At 72.4% G+C, this 25,404-nt stretch carries 30 protein-coding genes; 18 read left to right on the top strand and 12 right to left on the bottom strand.

Annotation, left to right across the window (positions count from 1 at the left end):
* Nucleotides 1–2: 2 nt before the first annotated feature.
* Nucleotides 3–797, bottom strand: coding sequence for an ABC transporter ATP-binding protein (locus ACRYCC_RS11250; RefSeq protein ID WP_433811005.1), 795 nt, complete (start codon nt 795–797; stop codon nt 3–5).
* A 141-nt stretch (nt 798–938) separates the two neighbouring features.
* Between ACRYCC_RS11250 and ACRYCC_RS11245 the strand changes: the two genes are divergently transcribed.
* The 8 genes from ACRYCC_RS11245 to ACRYCC_RS11210 all read left to right on the top strand — a co-directional run bounded on the left by ACRYCC_RS11245 (nt 939) and on the right by ACRYCC_RS11210 (nt 8,344).
* Entirely contained in the window at nt 939–2,186 is a 1,248-nt protein-coding gene (locus tag ACRYCC_RS11245) for a sensor histidine kinase (protein ID WP_433811004.1), read from the top strand.
* On the top strand, nt 2,183–2,851 hold the full coding sequence (locus ACRYCC_RS11240) for a response regulator (protein WP_433811002.1): 669 nt from the start codon (nt 2,183–2,185) through the stop codon (nt 2,849–2,851). The genes ACRYCC_RS11245 and ACRYCC_RS11240 overlap by 4 nt, the downstream gene beginning before the upstream one ends.
* 130 nt (nt 2,852–2,981) lie before the next feature.
* Complete coding sequence (locus ACRYCC_RS11235; RefSeq protein WP_433811000.1) at nt 2,982–3,140, top strand: hypothetical protein; 159 nt, start codon at nt 2,982–2,984, stop codon at nt 3,138–3,140.
* Nucleotides 3,141–3,157: 17 nt separating this feature from the next.
* The gene (gene lanKC / locus ACRYCC_RS11230) at nt 3,158–5,926 is read left to right on the top strand and encodes a class III lanthionine synthetase LanKC (protein WP_433810998.1); all 2,769 of its coding nucleotides are present in this window, start codon (nt 3,158–3,160) and stop codon (nt 5,924–5,926) included.
* A 251-nt stretch (nt 5,927–6,177) separates the two neighbouring features.
* Entirely contained in the window at nt 6,178–6,624 is a 447-nt protein-coding gene (locus tag ACRYCC_RS11225; RefSeq protein ID WP_433810996.1) for a GAF domain-containing protein, read from the top strand.
* 130 nt (nt 6,625–6,754) lie between these two features.
* Nucleotides 6,755–7,480, top strand: a complete 726-nt coding sequence (locus ACRYCC_RS11220) for a GAF and ANTAR domain-containing protein (protein WP_433810994.1) — start codon at nt 6,755–6,757, stop codon at nt 7,478–7,480.
* Nucleotides 7,477–7,863: an STAS domain-containing protein gene (locus ACRYCC_RS11215; RefSeq protein WP_433810992.1), complete on the top strand. Its 387-nt coding sequence runs from the start codon at nt 7,477–7,479 to the stop codon at nt 7,861–7,863. Before ACRYCC_RS11220 ends, ACRYCC_RS11215 begins: the two co-directional genes overlap by 4 nt.
* A gap of 70 nt (nt 7,864–7,933) precedes the next feature.
* Nucleotides 7,934–8,344, top strand: a complete 411-nt coding sequence (locus ACRYCC_RS11210) for an STAS domain-containing protein (RefSeq protein WP_433810991.1) — start codon at nt 7,934–7,936, stop codon at nt 8,342–8,344.
* A 47-nt stretch (nt 8,345–8,391) separates the two neighbouring features.
* Here the strand turns inward: ACRYCC_RS11210 and ACRYCC_RS11205 are convergent, their stop codons facing one another.
* Complete coding sequence (locus tag ACRYCC_RS11205) at nt 8,392–8,919, bottom strand: DinB family protein (RefSeq protein WP_433810990.1); 528 nt, start codon at nt 8,917–8,919, stop codon at nt 8,392–8,394.
* Between the two features lie 142 nt (nt 8,920–9,061).
* Here ACRYCC_RS11205 and ACRYCC_RS11200 point away from each other — a divergent pair, with 142 nt between their 5' ends.
* From ACRYCC_RS11200 to ACRYCC_RS11185, 4 genes are all read left to right on the top strand, one after another.
* Nucleotides 9,062–9,421 (top strand): DUF3147 family protein, encoded by a 360-nt coding sequence (locus ACRYCC_RS11200; RefSeq protein WP_433810988.1) that lies wholly within the window; start codon nt 9,062–9,064, stop codon nt 9,419–9,421.
* Nucleotides 9,418–9,834, top strand: a complete 417-nt coding sequence (locus tag ACRYCC_RS11195) for a DUF3147 family protein (RefSeq protein ID WP_433810986.1) — start codon at nt 9,418–9,420, stop codon at nt 9,832–9,834. Before ACRYCC_RS11200 ends, ACRYCC_RS11195 begins: the two co-directional genes overlap by 4 nt.
* A gap of 112 nt (nt 9,835–9,946) precedes the next feature.
* Nucleotides 9,947–10,219 (top strand): GlsB/YeaQ/YmgE family stress response membrane protein, encoded by a 273-nt coding sequence (locus ACRYCC_RS11190; protein WP_433810984.1) that lies wholly within the window; start codon nt 9,947–9,949, stop codon nt 10,217–10,219.
* A gap of 99 nt (nt 10,220–10,318) precedes the next feature.
* Complete coding sequence (locus ACRYCC_RS11185) at nt 10,319–11,215, top strand: NAD(P)-dependent oxidoreductase (protein ID WP_433810982.1); 897 nt, start codon at nt 10,319–10,321, stop codon at nt 11,213–11,215.
* Between the two features lie 118 nt (nt 11,216–11,333).
* Here ACRYCC_RS11185 and ACRYCC_RS11180 read toward each other — a convergent pair whose 3' ends face one another.
* The 3 genes from ACRYCC_RS11180 to ACRYCC_RS11170 form a co-directional block, all read right to left on the bottom strand.
* Entirely contained in the window at nt 11,334–11,573 is a 240-nt protein-coding gene (locus tag ACRYCC_RS11180) for a hypothetical protein (RefSeq protein ID WP_433810980.1), read from the bottom strand.
* A gap of 221 nt (nt 11,574–11,794) precedes the next feature.
* Nucleotides 11,795–11,977 (bottom strand): CDGSH iron-sulfur domain-containing protein, encoded by a 183-nt coding sequence (locus tag ACRYCC_RS11175; protein ID WP_433812142.1) that lies wholly within the window; start codon nt 11,975–11,977, stop codon nt 11,795–11,797.
* 64 nt (nt 11,978–12,041) lie between these two features.
* Nucleotides 12,042–12,710: a HemK2/MTQ2 family protein methyltransferase gene (locus ACRYCC_RS11170; protein WP_433810978.1), complete on the bottom strand. Its 669-nt coding sequence runs from the start codon at nt 12,708–12,710 to the stop codon at nt 12,042–12,044.
* Nucleotides 12,711–12,882: 172 nt separating this feature from the next.
* Between ACRYCC_RS11170 and ACRYCC_RS11165 the strand changes: the two genes are divergently transcribed.
* Complete coding sequence (locus ACRYCC_RS11165) at nt 12,883–13,251, top strand: hypothetical protein (RefSeq protein WP_433810976.1); 369 nt, start codon at nt 12,883–12,885, stop codon at nt 13,249–13,251.
* Between the two features lie 64 nt (nt 13,252–13,315).
* On the opposite strand, the gene ACRYCC_RS11160 is transcribed toward ACRYCC_RS11165, so the two are convergent.
* The gene (locus ACRYCC_RS11160) at nt 13,316–13,681 is read right to left on the bottom strand and encodes an STAS domain-containing protein (RefSeq protein ID WP_433810974.1); all 366 of its coding nucleotides are present in this window, start codon (nt 13,679–13,681) and stop codon (nt 13,316–13,318) included.
* A 101-nt stretch (nt 13,682–13,782) separates the two neighbouring features.
* On the opposite strand from ACRYCC_RS11160, the gene ACRYCC_RS11155 reads away from it, so the two are divergent.
* The 3 genes from ACRYCC_RS11155 (at nt 13,783) to ACRYCC_RS11145 (ending at nt 16,475) form a co-directional block, all read left to right on the top strand.
* Nucleotides 13,783–14,196 carry a hypothetical protein gene (locus tag ACRYCC_RS11155; RefSeq protein WP_433810972.1) on the top strand — a complete coding sequence of 138 codons (414 nt, stop codon included), beginning with the start codon at nt 13,783–13,785 and terminating at the stop codon, nt 14,194–14,196.
* Between the two features lie 93 nt (nt 14,197–14,289).
* Nucleotides 14,290–14,964 (top strand): DUF6766 family protein, encoded by a 675-nt coding sequence (locus ACRYCC_RS11150; RefSeq protein ID WP_433810970.1) that lies wholly within the window; start codon nt 14,290–14,292, stop codon nt 14,962–14,964.
* Between the two features lie 107 nt (nt 14,965–15,071).
* Nucleotides 15,072–16,475, top strand: coding sequence for a serine/threonine-protein kinase (locus ACRYCC_RS11145; protein WP_433810969.1), 1,404 nt, complete (start codon nt 15,072–15,074; stop codon nt 16,473–16,475).
* A 48-nt stretch (nt 16,476–16,523) separates the two neighbouring features.
* Here the strand turns inward: ACRYCC_RS11145 and ACRYCC_RS11140 are convergent, their stop codons facing one another.
* From ACRYCC_RS11140 to ACRYCC_RS11125, 4 genes are all read right to left on the bottom strand, one after another.
* Entirely contained in the window at nt 16,524–17,060 is a 537-nt protein-coding gene (locus ACRYCC_RS11140) for a cysteine hydrolase family protein (RefSeq protein WP_433810967.1), read from the bottom strand.
* Nucleotides 17,061–17,284: 224 nt separating this feature from the next.
* Entirely contained in the window at nt 17,285–18,361 is a 1,077-nt protein-coding gene (locus ACRYCC_RS11135) for a glutamate--cysteine ligase (protein WP_433810966.1), read from the bottom strand.
* 813 nt (nt 18,362–19,174) lie between these two features.
* The gene (locus tag ACRYCC_RS11130) at nt 19,175–20,437 is read right to left on the bottom strand and encodes an aldehyde dehydrogenase family protein (RefSeq protein ID WP_433810965.1); all 1,263 of its coding nucleotides are present in this window, start codon (nt 20,435–20,437) and stop codon (nt 19,175–19,177) included.
* Between the two features lie 45 nt (nt 20,438–20,482).
* Nucleotides 20,483–21,817 (bottom strand): sensor histidine kinase, encoded by a 1,335-nt coding sequence (locus ACRYCC_RS11125; RefSeq protein WP_433810963.1) that lies wholly within the window; start codon nt 21,815–21,817, stop codon nt 20,483–20,485.
* A 277-nt stretch (nt 21,818–22,094) separates the two neighbouring features.
* Here ACRYCC_RS11125 and ACRYCC_RS11120 point away from each other — a divergent pair, with 277 nt between their 5' ends.
* A complete protein-coding gene (locus ACRYCC_RS11120) occupies nt 22,095–23,546 on the top strand; it encodes an AMP-binding protein (protein ID WP_433810961.1) in 1,452 nt (483 codons plus the stop codon).
* Nucleotides 23,547–23,576: 30 nt separating this feature from the next.
* Here the strand turns inward: ACRYCC_RS11120 and ACRYCC_RS11115 are convergent, their stop codons facing one another.
* Nucleotides 23,577–24,314, bottom strand: coding sequence for a CbtA family protein (locus tag ACRYCC_RS11115; RefSeq protein ID WP_433810959.1), 738 nt, complete (start codon nt 24,312–24,314; stop codon nt 23,577–23,579).
* A gap of 20 nt (nt 24,315–24,334) precedes the next feature.
* Complete coding sequence (locus ACRYCC_RS11110; RefSeq protein ID WP_433810957.1) at nt 24,335–24,556, bottom strand: CbtB domain-containing protein; 222 nt, start codon at nt 24,554–24,556, stop codon at nt 24,335–24,337.
* A gap of 242 nt (nt 24,557–24,798) precedes the next feature.
* On the opposite strand from ACRYCC_RS11110, the gene ACRYCC_RS11105 reads away from it, so the two are divergent.
* Nucleotides 24,799–25,365, top strand: coding sequence for a histidine phosphatase family protein (locus ACRYCC_RS11105; protein WP_433810955.1), 567 nt, complete (start codon nt 24,799–24,801; stop codon nt 25,363–25,365).
* Nucleotides 25,366–25,404: the final 39 nt, after the last annotated feature.

Here is a 25,404-nt window from a genome sequence, read left to right as displayed (position 1 = left end):
GTTCACTCCCCGAAGGCCTTGAGCCGGTCCAGCACCTTCTCGGACGTCGGCCCGTCCATCCGGTCGACGATCCGCCCGTCGGCGAGGAAGAGCGCGGTGTCGGCGTAGCCCGCGGCCACTGGATCGTGGGTGACCATCGCGACGGTCTGGCCCAGCTCGGTGACCGCCCGCCGCAGGAAGCCCAGGATCTCCGCACCGGCCCGCGAGTCGAGGTTCCCGGTGGGCTCGTCGGCGAAGACGATCTCCGGGCGCCCGGCCAGCGCCCGTGCCACCGCGACGCGCTGCTGCTGGCCGCCCGACAGCTCGGCCGGGCGGTGCGACAGCCGGTCGCCGAGCCCGACGGTCGCGACGAGCTCCTCCAGCCAGCTCGGCTCGGCCCTTCTCCCGGCCAGCGTCAGCGTGAGCGTGATGTTCTCCAGCGCGGTGAGCGTCGGCAGCAGGTTGAAACTCTGGAAGACGAAGCCGACCCGCCCGCGGCGCAGCCGGGTGAGCTCCCGGTCCGACAGGGCGCCCAGCTCGGCGTCGCCGATGAACACCTGTCCGGAGGTCAGGGTTTCCAGCCCGGCCAGGCAATGCATCAACGTCGACTTGCCGGCCCCGGACGGGCCCATGATGGCGGTGAAGTGCCCGCGTGGCAGCTCGACGGTGACCTCGTCGAGCGCCCGGACCCGGGTGTGCCCCGTGCCATAGATCTTGGTGGCGCCCACCGCCCGCGCCGCGCCCGGCGCCCGCGCCGCACCTGCCCGCGCGTCATCGCCGCCCTCGTGTTCATCGGTCTCGTACGTCGTCGTGTCCATGACCCGATTGCAGCCCAGGCGGGGTGTCCGGCGGCAGCGCGCAAGGTAGGGAACGCCGGCGACGAAAGTCGGGTCCCCGGCCCGCCGAACACGACTTTCGGAGGGATGGCAGGAGCGCCGGGGAGACGTACCGTTGGCCGGGTGAGACGCCCGCTGGTCAGCTCCCCGCGCAACACGCTCTTCGACGCCGCGGCGGTGGTCATCTCCTGCGCCGTCAGCGTCGAAATGGCCCTGGACGGCGCGCACGTCTTCCGCCATCCGGTGCCGACGGGCGTCCTCGCGTTCCTGCTCTCCCTGGCCCTGGTGGTGCGCCGGCGCCTGCCGCTGACGGTCGGCTGGCTCGCGGTGGCCGCCGGGGCCGGCTGGCTCCTCACGGAGTCGATCGCGCCCAACAGCCTCGCCCTCCCCTACGCCGGGCTCGACCCGAACGCCGGTCCGCAGACCGTGCCCTGGCTGCCGCCGATGGCACTGTTCGCCGCCTACAGCGCGGTGGGCTTCGCTCGTGACCGGCGCGTCGCGTGGGTCGTGGTCACGATCCTGCTGATCCTGGGCACCCGCCCCTGGGCACCCTCGTTCGTCCTGATCACCCGCGGCCTGCTGCTCATCGGGGTGCCCGCGCTGCTCGGGCTCTACATCGCGGCCCGCCGCCGGCTGCTGGAGGAGATGACCGAGCGGGCCGAACGCGCCGAACGCGAACAGCACCTGCTGGCCGAGCGGGCCCGAGCGGACGAGCGGGCGCGGCTGGCCGCCGAGATGCACGACGTCGTCACCCACCGGGTGACCCTGATGGTGCTGCAGGCCGGTGCCCTGCGGGTGACCGCCCCCGACGAGACGACCCGTACCGCCGCCGAGGACATGCGGCTGACGGGCTGCCAGGCGCTGGAGGAGCTCCGCGACCTGGTCGGGGTGCTGCGCGACACCGCGGGCGGCGCGGACGACGCCGACCATGCCGACACCGCGTCCGCGCCCGTTCCCGGCCTCACCCCGCTGATCGCCGCGTCCCGGTCTGCCGGCGTCCACGTCGAGCTCGTCGAGGACGGCGACCCCGCACTGGCCTCACCGCTGATCGGCCGGACGGCGTACCGGATCGTGCAGGAGGCGCTGACCAACGCCGGCAAGCACGCACCCGGCGCACGGGTGGACGTGCGGGTGCGCTATCGGCCGGACCGCCTGCACCTGACCGTGCGCAACTCCGCCACCACCCGGACCGTCGACGCGGCGCTGGCGGCCACCGGCTCCGGCGCGGGGCTGCTCGGCCTGCGCCGGCGGGTCGAGCTGGTCGACGGGGCGCTGCGGGCCGGCCCGGACCCCGAGGGCGGGTTCGTGGTCGAGGCGACGCTGCCCGCCTATGTGCCGGCCGCCGCGCCCGCCCTGGAGCCCGCGCCATGACCGGCGGTGCGGGCGTCCGGATCCGGGTCGTGGTGGTCGACGACGAGCCGATGGTGTGCGCGCACCTGCGCACCATCCTCGGCGCGGCCGGTGATCTGGAGGTCGTGGACGAGGCGTACGACGGCGCGGCCGCGGTCGAGTCGGTGGTGCGCCACCGGCCCGACGTCGTCCTCATGGACCTGCGGATGCCGGGGGTCGACGGGCTGACGGCGATCGAGCGCATCGGCGAGCTCCCCGACCCGCCCGTGGTGGTGGCGCTCACCACCTTCGACGCCGACAACTACGTGATCCGCGCGCTGCGCGCCGGCGCCGCGGGTTTCCTGCTCAAGTCGACGCCCCCGGAGGACCTGGCGGAGCTGGTCCGGGTGGCCGCGGACGGGCACACCGTGCTGTCGCCCGCCGCGACCCGGCGGCTGGTGGCCACGGCCGCGGGCCGGCACGATGAGCGCGACCGCCGGGCGGACCTGCTCGGAGGGCTGACCGAGCGGGAGACCCAGGTGCTGGCCTGCCTGGGCGCGGGCCTGTCCAACGTGCAGATCGCCCGGCGGCTGCACCTGAGCGAGGCGACCATCAAGGGGTACGTCTCCCGGCTGCTCGAGAAGCTGCAGTGCGCCAACCGGACCCAGGCCGGGCTGCTCGCCTTCGAGGCGGGTCTGGTCCGGTGACCGGCGCCGGGGCGGTCGCCCCGGGGGCCTGGTCGGGGAAAGATGAGTAGGGCGTACTCATGTCCGGAATCGGTGGCCGGCATAACTTCCCTGGTAATTACCCGTCCGGGTACCAATGGGGAGGTAGCACATGACCGTTTCCAGCGTTCTGGAGCTGCAGAAGACCGCTCTGGACAAGATCCTGGCCGAGGAGGACCCCGCCGTGGGGAGCTGCACCTCGTGCATCGCCAACAGCTGCAACGGCCCGCAGACCGAGCCCGAAGAGCCCGTCGTCGTCCCGGAGAGCTGAGCGAGAGGGCCGGGGCCGTGCATTCCTGGGAGACGATCGACAGGTACTGTCAGTTTCATCCCCGCTGGTTCGAATCGGCGAACCGCTATTCGCCGGCCCCGGCCTACCTCGCGGTCTATCGTTCGCTGGCTCCGCCGTCGTGGCGGCTCACGCGCGAGGGCGTCTGGTACGTGGCGACACCGCCGGACGCTGTCGTGCCCGCGCAGGGCTGGAAACTGCACGTCTCGGCGCGCACCGCCGAGTCCGAGCGGGTACTGGCGCGGGTGCTCCCGGTCCTGATCGAGCAGCGCGCCCGCTTCAAGTTCCTGGTCGACCCCGGGCAGACGGCGTGGATCAACTCCAAGCTGTGCCCGCGCTCGGCCGGCGGGAAGTTCGTGGCGGTCTACCCCGCCTCGGACGAGCAGTTCCACCGGCTCGGGGAGGAGCTCACGCGGGTCCTCGCGGGGTTCGAGGGCCCGTACGTCCTCTCCGACCGGCGCTGGCCCGGCTCCCGCTCGGTCTTCTACCGCTACGGCGGGTTCGTGGCCCAGCCCGAGCTGCGACCGGACGGACTGCGCAATCTCATGATCACGGCACCGGACGGCACCCGGGTCAAGGACGACCGGCTGCCGTACTGGAGCCCGCCCGCCTGGGCGGGCGAGCCGTTCCCCGAGCCCACCGCCGCGCTCGGAGCCCTGGGAGGGGGGCGCTTCGAGGTCACGTCGGCGGTGGGCTTCAGCAACCGGGGCGGCATCTACCGCGCGACCGACGGCCAGACCGGTCAGAGCGTGCTGCTCAAGGAGGCCCGCCCCCACATCGAGATCGGCCGGCACGGCCAGGATGCGATCTCCGTACTGGAGAAGGAGCACCGGCTGCTGTGCCTCCTCGCCGACACCGGCTTCTTCGTCAGGCCGGTGGCGTTCTTCCGGGAGGCCGGACACGCCTTCCTGGCCGAGGAGTACGTGCCGGGCGGGCACCTCGGGCGGCTGACCATCGCCCGGAACCCGCTCTACGCCGGCCCGCTAACGAGCGAGCGCGTCGACGCCTACCTCCGGTCCATGCGCGGGCTGTGGGCGCAGGTGGCGCAGGCCATCGCCGTCGCCCACGAGCGCGGCGTCGTCCTCGGCGACCTGTCGTTCACCAACATCATGGTCGACCAGGACCGCATCCGCATCGTGGACCTGGAGGGCGCCGCACAGGAGGATCTCGACCCCCACACCGGGCTCTACACGCCGGGCTTCATCAGTGCCGCCGCCCGCAGGAGCGGCGTCGCCGACCGCGCCGGTGACTACCACGCGCTCGGCGCGATCATGTTCGGCAGCCTGATGCTGGCCAACGCCTTCGCGGGCCTCGATCCCTCGGCCAGGCGGCGTTTCCTGGACGAGCTGACCGCGGACATGGCGCTCCCCGAGGAGCTCATCGGCCTGATCGAGCGTCTCATGGCACCCGCCGCCGGCCCCGGGCCGGTGGGTCACCCGTCAGCCGATCACGCGTCGGATCACGCGTCGGATCACGCGTCGGTGGCCGCGGCCATCGAGCGGCTGCCCGCGCTGACGGCGACGCCCCGCCTGTCGTCGCCGCCCGCGCAGAGCCCGCCCGCCGCGCTGCGCAAACAGGTGTCCGAGACGCTCGACGGCATCGTCGCGTACCTGCACGCGGTCGCCGACCCGGGTCGCGACGACCGGCTCTACCCCGCCGACCCGCTGGTGTTCCAGACCAATTCGCTCTCGGTCGCGTTCGGCGCCTCCGGGGTCCTGTACGCCCTGCGGCGCATCACCGGGAGCGTGCCCGCCGCCGCGGAGGCCTGGCTGCTGGGCCGTACCGCCTCCAGCGACAGCCACCCGCCGGGCCTCTACTTCGGGCAGTCCGGTGTCGCCTGGGTGCTCGCCGAGCTCGGGCATGCCGAGGCCGCCCAGGCCCTTCTCGCGACGGCGTCCCGGCACCCGCTGCTGTACGAGTCCGCCGACCTGCTCCGCGGGGCCACCGGCTACGGCCTGACCTGCCTGAAGTTCTGGAAGCGCTACGGCCAGGAGAGGTTCCTCGACCAGGCCTCGGCCGTCGGCCGGCACCTGATGGACTCGGCCGTACGCGACGAACGCGGCGTCCGCTGGTCTCCCGGCGGCGCGCCGGCCCGCCTTGGCCTCGGCTACGGCGGCGCCGGTCCCGCCCTGTTCCTGCTCTACCTGCATCTGGCCACGGGCGACGCCGTACCGCTGGACTTCGGGCGGCGCGCGCTGGACTTCGAGCTCGCCCAGGGAGCCCGGGTGAACGGCCGGTTCGCGGGCTTCCCCGACTACGAGACCCTGCCTCCCGAGTCGGCGGCGGTGCTGCGGTGCTACTGGGACGCCGGTTCGGCCGGTGTCGGTACCGCCCTGGTGCGCTACCTGGCGGCCACCGGGGATCCCGCGCTGCGGCCCCACCTGGCCGAGGTCGTGTCGGACGCCGCCCGCAAGTACACGGTGCTGCCCCAGCTCTTCCACGGCCTGGCGGGCCTGGGCAACTTCCTGCTCGACGTCTGGGAGCACACCGGCGACGCCGGGCCGCTGGCCGAGGCGTGGCGGACCGCCGAGGGTGTCCTGCTCTTCGCGATGGAACGCCCCGAGGGCATCGCCTTCCCGGGCGAGCAGGCCGTCCGGGAGTCGGCCGATCTCGCCACCGGAAGCGCGGGGGTCGGCCTGTTCCTGCACCGCCTGCTGAACGCCGGGCCCGGCGTCCGGGGCAACTTCAACTTCGTGGTCGACGAGCTGATCGACGAGCCGGTCGACGAGCCGGTGGCCGGGCGCGGGGACGGCACGGGAGCGGCCTGACCGGCTGTCCGCCGGGTTCGTCCTCCCGGGTGTCCTGGGGCCCAGCCGCCCCTACCCGGCTGCACGATCAAGCCGCCCTGTCCGTCGCGGGCGGCCCGTGGGGGTCATGCCGGGATGTGGGCTATCGTGGGTGGTCCTGGGATTTCCGCCGTGTGTCCGCGGATCGTCGCCTGTGAAAGGGGCGCGCGATCATGCTGCATGGTGAGTTGACACGGGGTCTGGCCGTGGCCTCAGGCCGCCTGTCACGTGCGTTGGAGAGTGCCGCGGTCATCGGCGGCGCCGACGGCGCAGCGTTGATGTTGCTGGCCGGCGCCGAACGGCTGCGCGCGATCGGCGCCTCCACCCCGGAGGGCCTGGAGCTGGAGGTCGCCCAGCAGACCGCCGGGGCCGGCCCCGCCTTCGACTGTCTCGCCAGGGGCGAGCCCGTGGTGATCGAGGATCTGGCGGCGTCGGAGTCGCCGCAGCAGCGGGTGTTCGCACGGCAGGCCGCGCCGATCCGTTCGGTGCTGTCACTGCCGGTGCGGGTGCACGGAAGGCCGGCCGGGTCGTTGAACCTGTACCGCTACCGGCCGGCGTTCTGGAGCGACACGCAGGTCGCGGCGGCGCAGCGGCTCTCCGACGTGGTCGCCGTCCTGGTGGAGATGCTGGCCTCCCGATACGGGGCCTCACCGCGGCCAGGAGCGTCGCCGGCACGGTGAACCCCGGCCTGGGGCCGTTCACCGCGCCATTCACTCGAACCACCCGTGTCGCCGCCTTCCACCGCACAGCGGGCGGCACGACAGCACATCCGCCGGGCGCCCGGCGGGCCGACGAGAGAGCGGGCATGGCGTGCACATCAACTCCAGCACGTTGCGAGAGAGCCTGGACCGGCTGCAACTGGCACCGTACGAACCCGATCTGGTGCGCGCTCTGGAGCGCATCATCACCGCGGTCGACACGCTGTTCGACTACGACGGCGCGGGGATGATGTTCGTCGACGACAACGACGAACTCCACTACGTCGCCGCCACCGACGAGGTCGGGCGGCACCTGGAGGAGGCCCAGCTGGCGGCGGGGGAAGGTCCGTGCATCGACACCTTCGTCCATGACCGGGTCATCACCGCCAAGGACGTGCACAACGACAGCCGCTGGCCGATCCTGCCGGCCCACCTGGACCAGCGGATCAGGGCGGTCGCCGGTGCGCCGATCCGGCTCGGCGGCAGCCCGGTGGGCACGTTGAACGTCTACCGGTCCCAGGCCCAGGCCTGGGACGACTCCGACACCGAGGCGCTGCGCGCGTACACCACCCTGGCGGAGGAGATCCTCACCACGGCGCTCGCCGCCCGCGACCAGAGCGTCCTCGCCGGGCAACTGCAGTACGCCCTGGACTACCGGGTCGTCATCGAGCGGGCCACCGGCTACCTCATGGCGGCCCACGGACTGGACGCCGTGACCGCCTTCAACCTGCTGCGCAAACAGGCCCGCGACTCGCGGCGCCGGGTCGCCGACGTGGCCGCGCAACTGCTGAACGACCCCACGTCGCCGCCGCCCCCGCCCAAGGGGAACAGCCGATGACCGCCACCGACGGGTTCGCCGGTGCGGCCCGGACCACGGGCCCGTACGAGATCATCGAACTGCGCGGTGAACTCGACATCGCGTACGTTCCCGCTCTGCGGGCCCAGATCACGGTGATCCTGCGGGAGCGGGACCCCGGGCGGCTGGTCCTGGACCTGACCGGGCTGGAGTTCATCGACTCCACCGGCCTGTCGGTGCTCGTGTGGGCCCACCGCCGGCTGTCGGAACGCGGCAACCGGCTCTGCCTCGTCGCGCCCGGCGCCCAGGTGCGGAGGATTCTGCGCGTCACGGGGCTGCACGAACGCCTGAACGTCCACCAGACTGTGGAGGACGCCCTCGCACTGCCGTCGTCCGACCGGCCACGGCCGGAAGGGCACCGGTAGCCGGGATGGCCGACCACGAGCTATCGGCGACCGCCGACCGGACAGGCCCGATGACGGGCGGGAAGCCGAGATGGAGCAGCTGAGACTGTCCAGCAGGCGCCTGCCGGCGGGCATCGTCATCATCGTGGTGGCCGGCGACCTGGACCTGACCGTCGCCGGACGGCTGGAGGCGTTCATCCGTGAGTCCCGCCGGCACCCCGGTGACCACCTGGTGTTCGACCTGGCGGAAATGACCTTCATGGACAGCGCCGGCCTGCGGGTGCTGCTCAACGCCTACACCTACGGCAGGCGGCACGGTGGCGCGGTGCATCTGGCCGCCGCGCAACCCCGTCCCGCCGTCGTGCTGGCCATCACCCAGGTGGGCTCGTACCTCGGCGTGCACGAGACCGTGGAGAGCGCGCTGCACGCGGCCCTGACCGGGTCCTCGCCCGAGGGCGACCTCGGCATCGCGGGCGGCGGGGACGCCGACGCCACCGCCTGAGACCGTGCGCGAGGGAACCGTCGCGATCGTGCCGGGTGGGTCGCCGCTCAGTGGCCGGTGGCGCCGTCGAGTCGCTCGCGGAGGAGATCGGCGTGGCCGTTGTGCCGCGCGTACTCCTGGATCATGGCGGCGTAGACCCAGCGGAGGCTCATCTCGGCGCCGCGTCGCGGGTCCAGGTAGGTCTCGTCCAGGGAACGCCCGGCCGTCGTCTCGCGGACGAGCTCGATCTCGCGCAGGTAGGCGGCGTAGTCCGACTCGGCGTCGGCGCCGTCCACCTCGAACTCGGCGTTGAGATCGTCGTCGGTGCAGTACAGGTAGCCGACCTGCTGCCCGGCGAACCTGGTACGGAACCAGTCCCGTTCCACCTCTGCCATGTGACGGACGAGGCCGAGCAGTGACAGGCCCGACGGTTCGACGACGCGCAGTGCGAGCTGCTCGGCGGTGAGCCCGGCGCACTTCCACAGCAGCGTCTGCCGGTGAAGGTCGAGCCATGCGTCCGCGAGCGTGCGCTCGTCACCCACCAGCGCGGCCAGCGGCCCGTTGACGCGGGTGATCTCGGGGGCGGTCCAGGTCATCCGCACATCATGCCCGGCTTCGCCGCCCCGGGGCAGGCGCGGGCCACCGATGGCCGGGACCGGGCACGGCCGTGCCGCGGGCGGTGCCACGGCCTGGTGTAAGCGGCCGGGGGAGCGGGCAGAAAATGCACCTCTCGAGGAGGTGACCCGGCCGGTGCACAGCGTGCTGGAGATCGCGGCCAAGGCATTGCTCGGCGGCGTGCTGGTCGTGCTGTTCGCCCTCCTGTCGGAGATGGTGTCGCCCAAGAGATTCTCGGGGATCTTCTCGGCGGCCCCGTCGGTCGCGCTCGGCGGTCTGAGCGTCACCCTCATCGTCGAATCCGGCCATGACGTGGCTCTCGCCGGTGAAGGGATGATCCTGGGCACCCTCGCCCTCCTGTGCTACTGCCTGCTCGCCGTACCCGCTCTGCGGCGCTTGGGCGCGCTCAAGGGTGCGGGGGCGGCGCTGGTGGTGTGGCTGGCCATCGCGGTCCCGGGCGTCGTGATCTGGGGGTTGAGGTGACCGGCCGGCCCGAGCGGGTCCGGATGCAGCCGTCGCGCCTGCGTCAGGTACGGCCGCGCGACATGGCCGTGCGGTTCGGCTTCGGCGCGGCCGTCTCCACGATCGCCGGTGTCATCTCCGCGACGGCGGGACCTCGCGCGGGCGGCGTCTTCCTGGCCTTCCCCGCCATCCTGCTGGCGTCGCTCACCCTGGTCGCCAAGGAGGAGGGACTGCGGACGGCACGCGACGACGCTCGTGGCGCGGCGCTCGGAGCCCTCGGTTTCATCGCGTTCGCCGTCGTCTGCGCGGTGTTCGCGGACGTGCTGAACGGCTGGCTGGTCCTGGTGCTCGCCACCCTGGCCTGGGCGCTGGTGTCGTTCTCCGCCTACCTGGCCGTACGGCTCCGGCCGGCGATCACCCGGCGTCGCGGGTGAGACGCGCGGGCCACGACCGTCATGTCCGCTGGTGCGACAAGTCCCCCTTGATGCATGAAAGCCCTTCATATGGGCACCAAGCTCCCGGCACATCCGCCTAGAAAGGACCGCCATGCATGTCACGGGTATCATCACCGCTCTGATCTTCGGCCTGGTGATCGGCGCGCTGGGTCGCCTCGCGCTCCCCGGTCGCCAGCCGATGCCGATCTGGCTGACCCTCGTGGTCGGCGTCATCGCCGCCCTCGTGGGAACGGCCATCGCCGGCGCCTTCGGGGTCGCCGACACCAAGGGAATCGACTGGATCGAGATGCTGATCCAGATCGTCGTGGCGGCGGTGGGTGTGGCCGCCGTGGCCGCCATGTACGGCCGCAAGGCAGTGCGCTGACCTCGTCGCACACCGCCCGGCCATGACACGGCGCAGCACCGGCACCGTGGGGGACGACCGAGCTCATCGGTCGTCCCCCACCCATGTCAGCGGTCCGTGATGCCGCGGATCGGGTTCGTGGGGCTCGGCCGGATGGGCCTGCCGATGTGCGCGAATCTGGTGCGCGCCGGCCACCAGGTGACCGCGAGTGATGTGCGAGGCGAGCTCGCCGAGGCCGCCACCGGCTGCGGGGCGCGCTGGCTGCCGGCGACGGCTCAGGTCGCCGCCGAGTCCGACGTGCTCATCACGATGCTCCCGGGTCCCGGCGAGGTACGGGAGGCCATGCTCGGATCGGGCGGCGGGATCGCGGCGATGCACAGGGGCTCGACCTGGATCGACATGAGCAGCAACTCGCCGCTGGTCGTCGTACCGGTTCGCGAGCGCGCCATCGAGCGCGGGGTGGTGGTACTGGAGGCGCCGGTCGGCGGTGGTGTGCCGGCCGCACGGCTCGGAACCCTGCAGTTGCTGGTGGGAGGAGACGCGGACGTCCTGGCGCGGCACCGGCATCTGCTGGAGGTGCTGGCCGCTCCGGAGGGGATCGTCCACGTCGGCGGGCACGGCGCCGGGTACACCGCCAAACTGCTGATCAATCTGTTGTGGTTCGGGCAGGCCGTCGCCACCGCGGAGGCGCTGCTGCTCGGCCGGGCGGCGGGTCTCGATCTCGGTGTCCTGCGTCAGGCGCTCGCCGGCAGCGCGGCCGGTGGCGACTTCATCCGCCGGGATCTGGACGCCCTGTTCGCCGGGGACTATCTGGAGTCCTTCGGTCTGGATCGCTGCTCGGAGGAGCTCTCGGCCGTGACGGACCTGGCCCGCCGGCATCACCTGCCGATGGAGCTGTCCGGCCTCGTCGCGGCCGTCTACGAGCGCGCGCTGGCACGCTACGGGCCGCTCGACGGAGAGTTGCTGGCCGTCGCGCTGCTCGAGGAGGAGGCGGGGCTTGATCTGCGGCATCGATGACCCGGGACCTTCGCGCCTTCCACGTGATGAGGGCCCCGGTGCGGAGCACCGGGGCCCAGGGCCGTGGGCTCACCGCCGTTGATCTCCCGCCTGGCTCCGGCATCGCCCGGCGGAGCCGTCAGTCCGGTGGCTCGTCCAGGGCCTCGTCCGAGACGTCGTCGGCGTTCTGGGCGTCCTCCGGCTCGGCCTCGACGCCCGCGAGCGGGTCTCCCTGCCGGGTGCCGCCGTCGGAGCTGTATCCCTCCGCGGCGCTGCCGGTGCCCGGGATGACCCGCTCCTGGGCCGGGCTCTCCTGACCGGAATGCGCGCCCGGGCCGCGGTCGGCCGGGTCGGCCTGTCCCCCGTTGTGCTGCTGCATTCGCCGTCTCCTCGTCGTCTCCCACGGGACGATCCCGCGGGCCGTGCCTCTGCGCCGCTGCAGGTACCCGCCTGATCTGCCGGAAAACACCGGATGACCAGGGCACGGTGTCCGGCGTCCTGATCGGTCTCGGCGGCGCGGGCTTCGTGGCCGAGACCGTCCTCCGTCACCTGCACTGGCACCACTTCTACGACAGGTCCACTCCCGCCGTGGGGCTGGTGTCAGGCCGGGGGCTCGCGTTCGGCGCGCACCCGCCGGCGGTGGCTGGTGTCGCACAGCGGATAGCGGCGGCTCCGCCGGCACGCGCACAACGCCACCACGAAGCGGTCGCACACCACCCGGCTGCCGTCGTCGAGCTCGATCTCGACCGGCCCGTCGACCAGGATCGGCCCGTCGGCGACCATCACCACCCGACGCCGATCCGGGCGTGGACCACCCGGTTCACCCGCCGCCCGAGGGCACGCCTCCTCAGCCCGGGGTCTCGGTTCTGTCGGCACGGATCACCACCAGCTCCTCGCATCGCTGACCCACCCGGATCAGCCCCCTCGCCTCCAGCCGCGCCGCCCTGGCACGCATGACCCGGCCGAACGGCTCCGGCCGTCGCGCGATCACCGACGCCTTCAGGCCCCGGTCCCGCAACGCCGCGACGGTGGCCTGCTCATCGCACAGCGCCGAGTGCACCATCAGCAGCACCCCGCCCGGGGCCAGCAACGGCGGAGCCTCCGCGCAGATCCGGTCGACCAGCAGACGGCCCCCCGCACCCGCGTCCCAGGAACGGCCACGGCCATGCCGGGGCGGCCGCCGGTCGCGGCCCGGCACATAGGGCGGATTGGCCACGATCACGTCGAAGGACTCCCCCGCCACCGGCGCGAACAGGTCACCCCGCATCACCCGCACCGGCAGACCCCGCAGCCGCGCGTTGATCCGCGCGGCCAGCACCGCCCGGGCCGAGATGTCGATCGCGGTGACCCCCGCCGCGCCGATCCGAGCGGCCTCGATCGCCAGCGCCCCCGTCCCGGTACACACCTCGAGAACCCGCGCGCCCGCCGGAACCGCCGCGTCGTGCAGTGCCTCCGCCAGCAGAAACGTATCGCCCTGGGGCGCGTACACCCCAGGCGGCCTCAGTAGCACCATCATCCACAACTACCGCCAATTACGACATAGCAAACATTGTGGTCAGGCGGCCATTGAGTAAATCCCCAGGTCAGGAGGGGATAAACGAGCGGCGACCATCGTCTGCGACGGCCGTACGCGGGGTACATAGCGGCCCGGGGAGACCCGGGAATCTGCGGGAGACAAGGGGAAGATCATGGCGGAAGACCCCGATGCGGGGCTGGTGATCCAGGTGGGTTCACTGGACATCGACATTCCACGTTCCGCCGGCTACTACGGCGGGGTGGCACTCGCGGTCGCGGTCGGCCTCATCGACCCTCCGCTGGGCATCTTCATCGCGGCGGTTCCGGTGCTGAAGATGCTCACCAGTGCCCGCTTCCCGATCCCGGTCCGATTCATCGGGCAATTACTGGAGGGCAGCGCCCGGCCCGTCGGGGGAGACGCCGAAGGCACCATACGGTGGCAGTCGCCCCAGCCGTCACAGGCGCACCAGAAGGCGGGCCCCCGGCCGTCCACCGTCCGGCCGAGGCGGCCACGGCCGGCACCCTCCCGAGCGGGCCGCTGACGGAGTCGTACCGTCGCTCTGGGCCCGGCGGCTTCCGCGGTGGCCGGCGCCGCGGCCCGGCCGGTCAGCCGGTGGGGGGTTCCGGCAGGATGTCGTGCACGGTGAACAGGCGATCGAGACCCGTGATCCGCAGCAGTTCGATCAGCCGCGGCCGGGGGTTGAGCAGCAGCAGTTCCCCACCGGCGGCGTGGACGCGCTTGCGCGCTCCGATCAGCGCGCTCAGGCCGGAGGAGTCGCAGAAGCTCAGCCGGGACAGGTCGAGTGCCACGTGCGGCAGACCGCGCCGCGCCACCACCTCCTCCAGCTGCTCGTCGAGGACGGAGCGGGTGGCGAAGTCCAGCTCACCGATGACCTCGACCGTTATCCAGGTACCGCGCAGACCCAGGGTGACGCTCAGTCCATCGGCCTGCGGACTGGGAGTCTCCACCACGTGTAGCACCTCCGGTGATCCGTTCATCGATCGGTCGTTCGCACATTGTGCACCTTAAGACGACATGTTCTTTCCTCGATCTTTCGGGTACGAGCGGCGGCATGTTCGCTCTCAAGGCCACCGGCGGAGCGGTCCGGCTCCTGCGCTCGGCGGCGGTCGTACTGGCGCTCGGTACGGCGTGCGGCGGCCCCGCCGGGGACGACGCCGCCCGGAACGCCACGGTGGCGTTCTTCGCCGCCGTCCATGCCCACGACGGCGCGCGAGCCTGCGCGGACCTGGCGGAACAGGCCGCCGAGGCCCTGGAGTCCAGTGAGTCCGGCTGCGCCGAGCAGATCACCAAGCTGAGTCTCCCGGGCGGGACGATCCGGTCGGCGCAGGTGTGGGGCGACCGGGCGCAGGTGCGCCTGTCGGCCGACACCGTGTTCCTCGCCCGGTTCCCGGCCGGCTGGAAGGTGACCGCCGCCGGATGCCGGCGGCAGGCCACCGGCCCCTACGACTGCGATGTGGAGGCCTGAGCGATGCGCGTGACGTTCTTCCTCACCTTGGGGATCATCGTGGCCGGCCTGGCGTACATGATCATTATCGGGCTGATGGGCAGGTGAGATCCGTTGAAGGCCTTCCTGCGTGACAACGCGCTGACCCTGTTCTTCCTGCTCATCCTCGTGCTGGCGCTGGTCGGGCAGGCCGTTTCCGGGCTGCTGGTCTACAACGACCGTCAGCTGACCAGCGGCGGCCCCGAGGTCTCCCTCGCCCACTACGTGACCTCGTCCCAGTTCGCCACCGACGTGGCCGAGAACTGGCAGTCGGAGTTCCTGCAGTTCTTCCTGTACATCCTCGTCACCGTATGGCTCGTGCAGCGCGGCTCTCCCGAGTCCAAGAAGCCGGGCGACCAGGGCACCGAATCCGACCAGGACCAGAAGGTCGGCACGCGGGCGGGCGACGACTCGCCGTCGTGGGCCGCGGCGGGCGGCTGGCGGACCGCGGTGTTCTCCCGCTCCCTCGGGCTGGCGATGGGCACGATCTTCCTGCTGTCGTGGCTGGCCCAGTCGATCGCCGGTCGCGTCGCCTACAACGCCGACCGGCTCGCCGACTACCAGGACCCCACCTCCTGGACCGGGTACGTGACCAGCGCCGACTTCTGGAACCGCAGCCTGCAGAACTGGCAGTCGGAGTTCCTGGCCGTCGCCGCGATGGCGGCCCTGTCCATCTACCTTCGCCAGCGCGGCTCCCCCGAGTCCAAACCGGTCGGCACTCCCCACCAGGCCACCGGCGTCGAAGGGTGATCATTGGACCACCGAGCCGGTGCTAGGTTTCGGTGAATTGTAAGCATTAGCGGGTTTAGCGAGGGATGGTGGGTAAGGATCGGTGGGCCGCCTGAGGAGGGAAATGGGTGAACGTTGACGTGCCGCCGGGGGTACGGCCGCTCCGCATCGACGATCCGTTCTCGATCGGCGAATATCGCCTGCTAGGCCGCCTGGGAATCGGCGGAATGGGAGTGGTGTATCAGGCTTACGATCCGCTGGCCCGCCGTACCGTCGCCATCAAGACCCTGCATCCCGCGCTCGCCGACCACGCCGAATCACGACTGCGGTTCAAGGCCGAGAGGGACTTCGGGCGGCGGGTGTCGTCCTTCTGCATCCCGCGCGTCCTGGACGACGGAATGGATGGTCCCCGCCCGTACATCGTGACCGAATACGTCAAGGGCGCGTCGCTGGCGGAACGGGTGGACACCCGGGGGCCGCTGACCTGCGAAGCCCTCGAGGCCGTCGCCATTTCGGTGGCGGCGGCGCTGGTGTGCATCCACGCCGCCGGCCTGGCGCACCGCGATCTCAAACCGGCCAACGTCCTGCTGTCCCCGGACGGCCCCCGGGTGATCGACTTCGGTATCGCCAGTGATCTGGAAGCGGCGGGCGGTCTCACGCAGAGCGGCATCGTCATGGGCAGCCCCGGCTGGATCGCGCCGGAAAGGCTGACCGGCGGACCCGGTTCGGCGGCCTCGGACATCTTCGGGTGGGGGTGCCTGGTGGCCTTCGCGGCGACCGGGCACTCCCCGTTCGGGTCCGGGTCGGCGGCCGAGCGGAGCGAACGGATCCTGAGCGGCCATCCCGAGCTCACGGGCCTCCCCGAGCCGTGGCTCGGCCTGATCGTTCGCGCCCTCGACGCCGACCCGGGCGTACGGCCCCGTGCCGAGGATCTGCTGCGGACACTGCTGGCGCGGCGAGGCCGGCCGCCCGGCCCGGACGCGGCGGCGGAGACCGTCGCGGAGCTGTGGAGCGCCGCCGAGGCCGCCGGAGTCACCGATCCGCCGTCGCCATCCCCGGCGCCGACCCCCACGCCCACCTCGGCACCGGCGTCCCCACCGGCCCACCGCCGCAGGACGGTCGTCGCGTGGACGATCACCGCGGTCGCCGTGACCGCGGCGGTGGCGGCGGGCCTGAGCGGCGCGGCGATCCCCGGCTCCTCCGCCGGGCCGGAGGACGGCTCCGCCACCCGCCCGGCGACCTCGCCGGCCGGCCCCGGCGGACCGGGCCAGATCCGGGGGACGTCGGGTTCGGGCCCTGTGGGCACGAGCCGGTATCCGCGGCCGACCCCGGGGAAGGGCGCCTCGAACGATCTTCCGGTGAACGCGACGACGCCCCTTCCGGGGCAGGGTGACCCGCTTCCGTCCCCGGTCGTGTCGGTCCCGTCGGCGGCCGCCACTCACCCCTCCCCGGTCACCACTCACCCCACTCCGGTCGCGACCAGGAAGAGCAAGAGGCCCAAGCCCCCGAACACCCATGCCAACAACAGGTGAGGACGGGCCGGGAGGGGCACTGCGCCCCCCGGTCCGAGTCCGCCCGGGTCAGAAACAGTCGGCGGCGGCGACGATCTCCGCCCGCATGTTCTCCTTCATCATGCGCAGCGAGGCGGCGCCCAGATCCTGGTCGATGGCGGCGACGGCGTCCCGGGGAATCTTGATCGTGAAGTGCCGGACGTAGGCGTCGAGCGCGGTGTAGAGGATGCACTGCTCGGTGACCTGACCGGTCAGCACCACCTGCTCCACCTCGGCCCGCTGCAGGAGGTACTCCAGTGGCGTGCCGAAGAACGCGCTGTGGCGGACCTTGGGGAGGAAGGCGCACTCCGCCGTGGGCACGATGGGCTCCACGAGATCGGGCCGCTCACCCTTGAGCGCCGTCGCCACGAGATCCTCCCGGGTGGCGGAGAAGTCGCCGTGGTTGTCGTTGACGTAGATCAGGAGAGCCTCGTCGTGGTCCCGGGCACGGCCGATCAGGTCGCCCAGTGGGCCGACGACCTTGGCGACGCTGTCCTGGAGTGGCTCCGCGTCCGCATGCCGATACGGGTTCAGCATGTCGATGACGACGACGGCAGTAGTGCTCATGTCCCCCACCTTCCCCCGGCTCACCGGTCATCCCGGGCTCCTCCCGCCGGGCGCCGGTGCACGGTCCCTCTCCCGGGACGCCGACCGGCGGCGACCGGCCGCGTCTCCGTTGATCGGTACCGGTCTCAGGCGGCCCTGCCCCTGGTGGCGTCGCCAAAACCCCGGCCATCGCCCTTCTGCGGCAGCCCGGTCGTGCCTTGAAGCGCCCCCGGTGGAACCGTTGCTCAGAGGTCGAGGGTGCAGGTCACGGCGGCCCGTACGACGGCGGCCAGATCGCCGGTCCGCCGGTGAACGCGGCGTTGCAGTGTCGCGCCGTTGCCCCGGCTCAGCAGCCGGCGGGTCAGGTCCGTGGCGAGGCCGAGGTCGCCCGCGTCGGCCAGGGCCGGGGTGAGGTGATCGAGCAGCGCGTGCACGACGAGATCGGCGGGGGCCGGCCGCTCGGTGAGCGGATGTACCAGCTCACCGTCGAGCCCGGACCGGCTGGCCCGCCAGGAGGCCAGCCGGAGGAGGGGCATGCGGGTCGGCTCGGGCGGCTCGCCGGCCCGCCAGGCCCGCGCGGCCGTCTCCACGAGTGCCCGCACGAGCGCGGCCAGCAGGACGGCGTCCTCACTGCGCAGGCACACGTCGGCCACCCGGATCTCCACCGTCGGGTAGCGGCGCGACAGGCGGGCGTCGAAATAGATCATGCCCTCGTCCAGCAGGCCACCCGACTCGATCATGGTCTGCACGATGTCGTGATAGGCGCGCGGCGAGCCGAACAGCTCGGTCGGCCCCGCGGACGGCCAGCGCCCCCACACCTGGTGCCGGTAGCTGGCGTATCCGGTGTCGCCGTCCTGCCAGAAGGGCGAGTTGGCGGTCATGGCCAGCAGCGGGGCCAGCCACGGACGGATGCGGTCCAGGACCGCGACCCCCTCGTCCTCTGAGCTCACGCTCACATGGACGTGGCAGCCGCAGGTGAGCTGCTCCTGGGCGGTGAGCGCGTACAGCTCGACCATCTCGAGGTACCGGCCGGAGGGGGTGGTCGAGGGCGTCACCGCGACCGGTGACGTCGCCAGCGCCGCCACCTCCGCGCCCCTGCGCTCGGCGGCCCTCGATGCGGCGCGCCGGCGGGCCCGCAGCTGGGCCGACAGCTCGTCGAGCGTCGTACACGGCGCGGTGCCCGTCTCGACCTGCTCCTGCTGGAGCTCGGACTGGGGCGCGTTGTTGACGTCCTCGCTGATGACGGCCCCCGCGAGCGCGACCGGGGCGCCGCTGTCCGGGGCGACGAGCAGCAGCTCCTCTTCGACCCCGAAACTCCGCACCCGTCCACCTCTCTCTGAACGCCTGCCCGGCGGCCGCGCGATGATCCGGCGATCCCACCGCGACCGTCATACCGCATGGAGCCCGCCACCGGGTGACCCGCCAGGGATTCAGCGGAACTTCGATCGCTCCGTCCGCCTTCTTCTGGAAGATCCCGTAGCCGTGGGGGGCCCTGTCGAGGGGCGGGCAGCCGGTCCACCCCCGCCTTCTTCATCATCATCGCCGCGCTGGCCGCGTCCGAGAGCAGCCCGGTGAGACTTTGCGCGACCTTTGCGGGCGCGGAACCATGAGCCTCCGTGCACGGTGATCGCCCGGCGTGAAGTGAGTGCCGGCACGCCGGAGTCTGGCTGCCGCGCACTATCCCTGCGGAGCGGTGCGGGCCAGGGTGGGGTTCCCGTCACACGTCAGCGAGGTGAGAGATGCGTTCCAGACAGGGTGAGAGGCGCTTCGAGCGACAGCTGGTGCCGGTCCTGCTGCTCGTCCCGGTGCTGACCGTCGCCGCCTGTGGTGGCGACGGCGGCACGGAGGCCGGCGGCCGGAACTCCGTCCCCTCACCGCCGGTGACCTCAGGGCCGGTCTCCGCACCGGTCACGGCCTCCACCACTCCGGCCGTCCCCCGGACAGGGACGGGGGCCGCCCCGGCACCCCGCGGTTCAGTGGTTCCGAGCTCCCTCAACGCCTTCGTCGCCTGCATGCGCCGGCACGGTGTGAACGTCCCCGGACCCGGGCAGACGGCGGCCCCGCCGGCCACGCAGTATCCGGCCAGGACGCAGAGCGCCCTGAAGGCGTGTATCCGATACGTGACCGCGGCCCCGTCAGGGGGATAGCGACCCGGCCTCCGGCCCGGCCGGGGGCAGCACGGCGAACTGGCGTACGTAAAGGTCCATGAACGTGACCGGGCCCCTGGGGCCGGGCGCGTCGCCGATGTTGATGCCGGTCTCGGGGACTCCCAGGAGCCGCTGGCCGTCGATCAGCCGCGTGGTGGCGTTCCACAGCACGCCCGTGCCCCGATAAGCGCCCATGAAGGCGTCCGCGGTGCGCGGGTCCTCGGTGACGATGGTGGCGGCCAGGCCCGAGGTCTCCTCGTTGGCGACGCGGGCCGCCTCGGCGGCGTCCGCGACGACGTCGACCGTGACGGTGGCCTCCTCGCCGGCGACGAGCGCCCACTCGGTCCCGCGGGGACGGTCGTGCGGTGGCAGGGCCGGCGTGATGCCGAGCTTCTCCAGGTGCCGCTCGATCTCGGGGAGCATCCGGTCACGGACCTCCCGGCAGATCAGCAGGAGGTTCAGGCGGTTGCAGACACCGAGCCGGTCGAGGCCCTCCTCGATGAGTGCGAGCGCGGTCGCGAGGTCGGCGTCCCGGTCGACGTAGAGCACGCCTCCGCCGTCGGCGTGCGCCAGGGTGCGTACGCCGTGGCTCGCGGCGAGCCGGTCGAGCCGGCAGGTGCTCTCCCCGCTGCCGCGCAGGATCACCAGCGGGACGAGGCCGGGCAGGGAGACCAGGGCCTGTGCGCCCTCCCGGTCGGGCGTCCGGACCAACGCGATGGCGTGGGGGTCCAGGTGTGCCCGGGACAGGGCGGGGGTGACGACGTGGTCGAGGAGGGCTTCGGCGCTGCGCAGGGCCGCGGCGCCGGTGCGCAGGACACCCGCGTTACGCGACTTGATCAGTTGCGAGGCGACGTCGACGGTCACGTTGGGGCGGGCCTCGTAGTTGGCGCCGATCACTCCGACGGGGCGGCGCCATTCCTGCACCCGGTGGCCGCCGGGCAGGGTGCGCACCGTCCGGCGCGCCGGCGGGAAGGGGACGCCGGCCAGTGTCCGCAGCTGGTCGGCCATGGCCCGCAGGCGGGTCTCGTCCAGGCGGAGCCGGTCCAGCAGAGCGGCCGGCATGCCGGTTTCCGCGCCCTGGGCGAGATCGGCGGTGTTGGCGTCGAGCAGGGCCGGTCCGGCGGTGCGCATCAGGTCGGCCATGCCCAGCAGCGCGGCGTTGACGGCCGTGTCGTCGGCCGCGGCGAGCTGGTCCGCGGCGGCACGGGCCTGCCCGGCGGCGGCCGCGACCTGGGCGAGGATGTCTGTCACGCTCTCACGGTAACGCCCCGGGACGGCGGGCGTCCCGACCGGCGGTCATCGTGCCGGGGGACCCTCGTATCTGGGCATACGCAGGACGAAACGGGCTCCGCGCGGGCTGTCCTCGATGGTCAGGCAGCCACCGTGTGCCTGTGCGAGCTGCCTGGCGATCGGCAGGCCCAGGCCGGTGCCCCCGGCGTCGCGGCTGCGTGCGGTGTCCAGCCGGGTGAAACGGCCGAAGACCGACTCGCGGAGCTCGGCGGGGATGCCGGGGCCGTCGTCGGCGATCTCCACGACCGCCGCCGGGCCGTCGTTCCGCACGACCACGGTGATCTGCGAGGTGGCGTGACGGTCGGCGTTGTCGAGCAGGTTGCTCAGCAGCCTGGTGAGGCGCGGCCGGTCGCAGTCGGTGACGACCCCCTCCTGGAGATCCGTGTGGACCGGCACCCGGTGCGTGCGGCGGTCCAGCTCGGCGGTGACCAGCCGGGCGAGGTCCGTGGGCCGGCGGTCGAGGGCCGCGTCGGCGTCCAGCCTGGCCAGGGTCAGCAGGTCGGTCATGAGCACCTGCAACCGTTCCACGCTGGTCAGCACGGCCGTGGTCATCTGTGGCCAGTCGGTGTCGTCCGGATAGAGCAGAGCCTCCTCGAGCCGGGTCCGGATGGCGGTGATCGGGCTGCGCAGCTCGTGGGAGGCGTCGGAGGTGAAGCGCCGCAGCTGCTCGTAGGTCCCCTGAAGGCGGTCCAGGGTGCCGTTGACCGTCTCCGCCATGAACCTGATCTCGTCCTGGTGCGCGGGCACCGGAACGCGGCGGTGGAGGTCGGTGGCGGTGATCTCCGCCAGTTCGGCGGCGATGGCGTCCACCGGAGCCAGGGTCCTGGCGACCGAGCGGAAGGTCCACACGGCCATGAGCGCGGTCATCAGCATCGACGCGCCGACGACCAGGTTCAGCAGCGTACGGTTGCCGTACCAGAAGTTCATCGGAGCGGCCGCGTAGATCCGCAACGTGCCCTCCGGCCGGCGCGTGACGTCTGCCGCCAGGACATGCCTGCAGCCCCGCAGACCGGCAGGCGGGCACAGGGTCCTGGTGGTGCGCGGTTCACCGCCGATCGGGCGGAAGGTGGCCATCGGCGGCTTGCCGACCAGTGGCGGAGTCGCCGCGATGACGCGGCCACGTTCGTCCAGTACCTGGATCGCCTCGTCCTGACCGCCCGGCAGCACCGGCGGCAGCGGTCCCTGCCTGATCAGGGACAGCACCCCCTCCGTCGCTCCGGCGGCGCGCAGGGCGGCCTGCTCGGCCTCCCTGTTGCCGAGCATGACGATGAAGAGCGCACTGACCCCGACGCACACCAGTGCCGCGATCGCGCTGCCGGCCACGGTCAGACGGGCACGCATCGAAGATCCAGCCCAGTTCACACCTAAACCCCCGAGTGAGGGTATTCCTCCCTCTTAAGTCATGTGCTCCGTTACCAGGGCACAGCACACCCAAGACGGAGCAAAGATCTACTTTCCCGATATAGCCGGAAAAGCTGGAGGTGATCCTCCAGGCCGGCGCGGCCGTCGCAGGGGGATTGGCCGTACGGCCGCCTTCGAAGCGGTGTCCGGGCCGGGACGCCGTGGCATTTGGCCGATGACCTAGCCTCGGGGAGAAGGCCGCCCGGGAGGAATCTCCATGACCCAAGAGCTCGGCACTCCCATCGGTGCGGCGCTGGCCGGGCTCGCGGCCGAGCAGCCCGATCGTCCCGCCCTGACCTGCGAATCGGTCACGCTGACCCGCCGTGAGCTGGAAGAACGGGCCAACCGGTTCGCCTGGGCCCTGCTCGAACGCCAGGTCGGCGTCGGCGACCGGGTCGCGATCGTGCTGCCCAACGGCATCGACTTCGTGGTGGCGGCGCTGGGCACCTGGAAGGCCGGCGGCACCCCCCTGCCCGTCGCCGCCCGGATGCCCGCCGCCGAGCGGGACGCCGTCCTCGCCCTGGCCGAACCGAAGATCGTCATCTCGGAGGAAGGAGAGGGCCTGTCCCCCGCCGACGACCTCTCCGGCCGGCCCGCCACGGCGCCGCCGCCGGTCGTCCCGCGGCCGTGGAAGATCCTCGCCTCCGGCGGCAGCACCGGCAAACCCAAACTGATCGCCACCACCGCCCCCGGCACCCTGGAGCAGGCCTGCCTGTACGGGCTCGCCGCCCAGATGGAGAAGGACCGGGTCGCCCTGCTGTCGGCGCCGCTGACCCACAACGCCCCCTTCATGGGGCTGGCCTCCGCCCTGCTCTTCGGCGACCACGTCGTACTGATGCGGCGCTTCGACGAGGCCGAGGTGCTGCGGCTGGCCGAGCGGCACCGGGTGGACTGGATCTACGCGGTACCGACCATGATGCACCGCATCTGGCGGCTGCCCGAGGCTCAGCGCGGCTCGGCGGACCTGTCCTCGGTGCGCATCGTGTTCCACCTCGGGGCGCCCATCGCACCGTGGCTCAAACAGGCCTGGATCGACTGGCTCGGACCGGAGCGGATCTGGGAGCTGTACGCCGGCACCGAAGCCCAGGCCGCCACCCTGATCAGCGGCACCGAATGGCTCGCCCACCCCGGCTCGGTCGGCCGCCCGATCACCGGCGAGATCCAGATCCGCGACGACGCCGGCCGGACGCTGGGGCCCGGCGAGCCGGGCCGGGTATGGATGCGCCCGGGTTCCGGGCCGACCTACACCTATATCGGGGCGACCACCGCGAACGACGCCGGCTGGGAATCCCTCGGCGACCTCGGCCACCTCGACGCCGACGGTTACCTCTACCTCACCGACCGGGAGACCGACATGATCCTGGTCGGTGGCTCCAACGTCTATCCGGCCGAGATCGAGGGAGCCCTCGAGGAGCACCCCGCGATCGGCTCCGCGGCCGTCATCGGGCTGCCCGACGACGACCTGGGCTCCGTACCGCACGCCATCATCCAGATCCGCGGCCCCGTCTCCGACACCGAGCTGCTCGCCCACCTCCGGGAGCGGCTGGCCGGCTACAAACTCCCCCGCACCTTCGAACGGGTCACCCGGCCGCTCCGCGACGACGCCGGCAAGATCCGCCGCTCCGCACTCCGTGCGGAGCGGCTGGACCATCGCCACGTCCCCCGCTGAGCGGGCGCCGGGGTCGCGCGTCGACCTGGGTCAGGTCGGTGCCGCCACCGGCTCCCGCCCGGGGGTGAGAGCGCGCTGGGTGAGCGCCCCGAAGCCCAGGCCCAGGGTGGTCCACAGGACCGTCTGGATGCCGAGGGAGGCGAGGCGGAACCGCCACAGCACCCCGGCCGGGAATGCCGCCGGCGTCTCCTCGACCGACGGCAGCACCAGGTAGGCCACGGCGACCAGGACGGCGAACAGCCCGGCCGCCGCCAGGGTGGCGTTCCAGTTTCCCAGCCGCGGTGCCAGCCGCCTCCCGGTCTGGACGGCGGCGATCGAGACGACGATCGCGATAGTGATCATCGCGAAGTACAGGGTGGTGCGGGTGCCGATGGTGTCGGGATCGTTGGCACCAGGTGGGTTGGCGGGATATTTCAGGAAAGGCACCAGCTCCACGGCGACGAACCCGCCGGCCGCGACCAGCGCCGCGGTGGCACGGGCACTGAAGCGGCCGATGCGGCCGTAGGCGACGGCGAACGCCAGGGCGTACAGGCCGCCCAGCGCCACGCCGAACACCAGGACGCCGACCGCCAGGCCCGCGGTCTTCTGCGCGGTGCGGGACAGCAGTTCGTGTTCGTGGACGGCCCCCGCGAGGGCGGCCTGGTGGTGCTCGAAGGCGATGCCGCCCTCGACCTGGGGTTCACCGAAGACCCAGGCGAAGGCCAGCGCGAGCACGGCGGCGGCCAGTCCGGCGAGCATGCCGCGGACCAGCAGCGTTCTCATGGTCATGCTGTGGAGTCCCCGGCCGTTCAGTGGCAGGGGAAGCCGAGCAGGTGCCGGCCGTCGTGCAGGAACTCGTGCACGTTGCCGCCGGACAGCAGAGAGGTGGCACCCTGTTCGGCACCGACGAAGTACAGCAGGATCAGCGCCAGCAACCCGGCGAAGACGGCCCAGGGGAGGATCTCGCGCAGCGGTATCCGGATGGGCAGCGGCTGGGACTGGGACGTGGGGGGAACGGCGGCATGAGCCACGGCAGGGCCTCCTTCGGGATTGCACGCGTCCCGATCGGTGGTGGCCGTGACAGCACGGGGTCTGACTCACAGATCCGGCGAGGGGTCTGCTCACAGTGGCGCGGCCGTGCCAGATTTTCGCTGGCTTCTCCGTATTGTCACGATTGTCGCCTGGACCGTACGACGGCGTGGCACCGCACGTCAATCCGCCCGAAGGAGACGATCGTCATCACCCCGCTGCCCCTCGACCCCGCGCCGAACCGATGACCGTCCGGCTGACGCTCTTCTGCCATGGCGCCACCGCCGCGACGCCGGGGGCGGTGTTCCCGGCCGGCGAACCGCTGTCCGAACGGGGCCTGCGCGAAGCGGCCACGGCCGCCGCGGCCCTCGCCGGCACGGCGGCAGGGACCATGGCCTGGTGCAGCCCGGCCCCGGCCGCGGTGCAGACCGCGGCGGCGCTGGGACTGAGCGCCCAGCCCGACCCCGGCCTTCGCGACTGCGATTTCGGCCGCTGGCGCGGCCGGCCACTGGCCGACGTCCACGCTGCCGAGCCCGGCGCGGTCGGTGCCTGGATGAGCGATCCGGCCGCGGCCCCCCACGGCGGGGAGTCGGTGCTCGAGCTGATCGACCGTACCGCCGGCTGGCTCGCCGGCCGCCTCCACCACGTGGGGAGGGCGAGCGCGGTGACCCACGCCGCCGTCATCCGGGCGGCGGTCCTGCATGTCCTGGACGCGCCCGCGGCCTCGTACTGGCGCGTCGACGTACCCCCCTTGGCCAAGGTCCGGCTCACCGGGCACGGTGGCCGCTGGCAACTGCTGGCGTCCGTCTGACCGCCGGTCCGCACGTGGTCCAGGGCCGCCAGGCGGATG

Source organism: Actinomadura scrupuli (assembly GCF_050971785.1).
GTDB lineage: Bacteria > Actinomycetota > Actinomycetes > Streptosporangiales > Streptosporangiaceae > Actinomadura_E > Actinomadura_E scrupuli.
The sequence above is the reverse complement of the archived record's forward strand: the minus strand, read 5'-3'. Positions and strand labels throughout refer to the sequence as shown.